The sequence below is a fragment of the Deltaproteobacteria bacterium genome (assembly GCA_016208165.1).
Lineage (GTDB): Bacteria > Desulfobacterota > Desulfarculia > JACQYL01 > JACQYL01 > JACQYL01.
The window spans coordinates 1-3625 of the sequence record JACQYL010000125.1 but is presented as its reverse complement, the minus strand read 5'-3'; the positions used below and the strand labels follow the sequence as shown (position 1 = coordinate 3625).

Sequence of the window (3625 nt, the reverse complement as noted above, 5' to 3'; positions counted from 1 at the left end):
TTTCCTTGCGCCCCCTTGGGACGATACTGTCGACGATGCCTATGGTATCCAGTTCTTGTTCAAGGGCCTGGGCTACGAAGAGGGCTCCAAAGGATTCGGTTTTGAGCCTGCAAGGCCTGCCGAGACTCTCGGCTTCTTCGACAGGAGTTTCAGAGATAAGTCTTGGCTACACCGAATTTTTAAAGAGTTTCAAGTGGAACCGTTGGGTTTCGCTATGCTCAACCCAACGGACGAAACTCCGACGCCTTTCATGGCTTCTCGATGCCGGTTCGGCCGGCGTGGCGACCGTGGCGCCGGTAGCCGGTTGGGTTAGCGAGCAGAGCGAGCGTAACCCAACATGTCTTGCTGCGGATGGGTTACAGAGCCGGCCCCAAAGGCCTTCCCTCATATGGACAGCAGCCGAAGACCTCCAACAGCCAACACGCTTAAGGCGATCAAACGAAACAGGACCTCGATGACGTATCGAAGATCGTCCGACAGCACAAATTTGAGCAGCACCGTGTAGTCGGCGCACAAGAGGAAGAAGACCGAAATCAGGATCAAGTTGATTACCCGTTCGATGCTCCCCCCCCGGAATTTCGATTTGGCTCGATTGAACACGTAGAGAATAATCAGATAAATCACGATCATGAAAAGGTTGACCGTCATCTCAGTCCCAATAACCATCTCCTGTCCTCCCCGAATGTCAGCGAGCCGACGTTGATCCGCGTGACATGATCGTGCCCGGGCCTCGATCCCAAACCCGGAGCGACCGCATCACTCCTCGCCCTCCCTAAGCGTCCTCAGCACGAGCTTGTTGATATCCGAGGCCGCCTGATATTTCCCCACAAAGGAAATCGCCATCATCAGTTCCTGTATGGTGGCTTCCTTGAGTCTTTTCCCGACCACGTCCTCCATCGCGTTAAGCATGGTGCGGAGTAACCGATTCAAACTCTCCAGAAGCGTCTCTTTGCCCTCCGCGAAATTCTTGAACTTGGCCATCCGGGCTGTAATGTTCTTCGATATCGATCTCGTCTCTCCAATGAATGGATCGAATCCCTCCAGGAATTGAGAAACCCTCTGATTCACGGCATCAAGACAGCGAGCGTATATGATGTAGAAATTGGCGCCTATTTCATTCTTAAAAGTTCGCTCTATAATACGGAATAGATCTATATAGAGAACTATAATGCCTTCATAGTCGATAAAGTCGCCTTTATGATTGAGATAGACGTTTTCCACACGCTTAATGAGTCCGGATGAAATGAAAGAGTACAATATCTTATACACTGTAAGTTCGTCGGTCTCACACTGCATTATGATCTCTTCTACCGTTTTCTTGCCATCGATCTTAGACAGAACAGACCATTCCGATCGACTAAATCGAATACTTTTCTTTTCATCCTCGAAAACATCACATACTTCAAAGACGATGTTCTTATCCGGAATTTGCTTCCGAATGAAATTCCACTCGTCGACTTTGCGGGTAATGTCGAGAATCAGCTGCATCATATTGATCCGGACTTGATATACGTCGGGGATGGAAATGGCTCTTCCTTCGAACTTGAAGTCCGCATCTTCCAGGAGAAAGGCTTTCAAGAGGGTCTGATCCACCATGATCTTGGTGTATTTCGCCCAAGTCGCAAGCGGCAGGAGTTTGTTTTCAAGCAGGTATGAACCGAGTTGAAACTGATCGTCCGGAATGAATTGGCTGATCACCGCATGCTGCTCGGCGGAAAGAAGACGCTTCTTCGCCATGAGTTGGACAAGCTGGACTTCTTTGCCGATTCCCGAAGCGTAAATGATATTGCCGCGTTCAAAATAGATCTGCAAACGGGCATCCGGGTGTTTGATCCTCAAAATCCCGGTTACTCCATCACGGTGGAGCATCTGCAAAAGGTTGGGAAGAAACAGGCTCCCCAGGTTTCCGTCGAAGTTCATGCGTGGGCTATCCCCGGTCGGTCATGTTCGTCGCAACTGCGATCCTTTTCTCGTATCGACTCGAAAGCCGCTGACCTTTAGTGCAACGGAAAATATAGATATCAGGGTAAGTTGGCTCCGCTTCTTTTTCAAGAACAAATTCACGCTTCAGGCTTTTCGCAAAGAACGTGTCTGGCGCAGCGCCTCAAAGACCACGATTCCCGCCGCAGTGGAAAGGTTCAAACTGCGGACTCTGGAATCGATGGGTATACGGCTCGACGCAGGTAGCGATCCTCGAGGCTGAAGCCCAGAGGCCGAATCAGATGAAGCGGGATACCCATGGCGGCGCTCAGGCGCGCCACGTTACCGGTATTCGGGGGAATTTCAGGCTGATACAGCACGATTTCCATAGGTAAAAACGGAGAATCCGTGGACTTTCCGTCAAAATCCATTGATGTCCTGACAGGAAGATTTGGGGTTAGGCCTGGACGCGTATGCGGTGGAATTTCTTCTTTCCCGCCCTCAGAAGTATGATGTCGCCCTCGGCGTCTCCCAGACCGATGGCCTGGTCGAAGGATTCCAAGCGGCGCTGGTTGACGTATCCGCCGCCTTGAGAGATCAACCTTCGCGCCGCACCGCGGGAAGCGCAGAGGCCCACCTGCTCGAACAGGATATACGCCTGAATGCCGGCTTCCAGCTCCGCGCCGCCGATCGTGGTTTCGGGGACGCCCTCCGCCGTTCCATCGCCGCCGCCGAACACGCTGAGAGCCGCGGCGCGAGCCTTTTCCGCTTCCTCGACTCCGTGGGTAATCCGGGTGGCTTCGAACGCCAGAGCCTGTTTGGCTTCACGAAGATCCTCCCCCTGGAGCGAACCGAGACGTCGCACCTCTTCCATGGGAAGGAACGTGAACAGCGCCAGGAACCGTTCGACATCCCGATCGTCCGTGTTGACCCAGAACTGGTAGTAATCGTATGGAGGAGTGCGGTCTTTGTCGAGCCAGATGGCGCCCTTATGGGTTTTTCCCATTTTCTCGCCAACGGCCGTGGTGATCAACGGGAAGGTCAAACCGTGAGCGTCCCGGCCGTCCATGCGCCGGATCAGTTCCGTTCCCGCCAGAATGTTTCCCCACTGGTCGTTTCCCCCCATTTGAAGATCGCAGTCGTATTGCCGGTTCAAAACGAGGAAATCGTACGCTTGCAGGAGCATGTAGTTGAACTCGATGAAACTGAGTCCGGTTTCCAGACGCATGCGGTAGCTTTCGGCGGCCAGCATGCGGTTGACGCTGAAATGCCGTCCCACGTCCCGCAGGAAATCGATGTATTTCAGATCGACCAACCAGTCGGCGTTGTTGAGCAGTAGCGCGTTTGCATCGGAGAAGTCGACATATTTGGACAGCTGCTTCTTGAGCCCTTTGGCGTTTTCTTCAATGGTTTCCCGAGTGAGCATTTGGCGCATCTCCGTCTTGCCGCTCGGATCCCCCACCATGGCCGTGCCTCCGCCCACCAGGGCGATGGGACGGTGTCCGGCGCGCTGAAGATGGGCCAGGCTCATGATAGGCACCAGACTGCCTACGTGCAGGCTGTCCGCCGTGGGATCGAAACCGATATAGGCGGTCACGCGCTTGTTGAACAGATCCCTCACCAAGGCTTCGTCGGTAACCTGTTCGACAAACCCGCGTTCGTACAGTATGTCGTACGGATTCATGGGCTTTTGCCCTCCTTGATA

Annotated in this window: 3 protein-coding genes and 1 pseudogene; all 4 read right to left on the bottom strand. The window is 53.4% G+C overall.

The annotated features are described in order from the left end of the window. Positions 1-384 precede the first annotated feature (384 nt). A complete protein-coding gene (locus tag HY788_22640) occupies positions 385-666 on the bottom strand; it encodes a hypothetical protein (GenBank protein ID MBI4776943.1) in 282 nt (93 codons plus the stop codon). Between the two features lie 90 nt (positions 667-756). After that, positions 757-1920 (bottom strand): DUF4388 domain-containing protein, encoded by a 1164-nt coding sequence (locus HY788_22635; GenBank protein ID MBI4776942.1) that lies wholly within the window; start codon positions 1918-1920, stop codon positions 757-759. A 147-nt stretch (positions 1921-2067) separates the two neighbouring features. Then, a pseudogene (locus HY788_22630) lies at positions 2068-2309 on the bottom strand (hypothetical protein). 68 nt (positions 2310-2377) lie between these two features. Beyond that, positions 2378-3604: a tyrosine--tRNA ligase gene (locus HY788_22625; GenBank protein MBI4776941.1), complete on the bottom strand. Its 1227-nt coding sequence runs from the start codon at positions 3602-3604 to the stop codon at positions 2378-2380. Positions 3605-3625 lie beyond the last annotated feature (21 nt).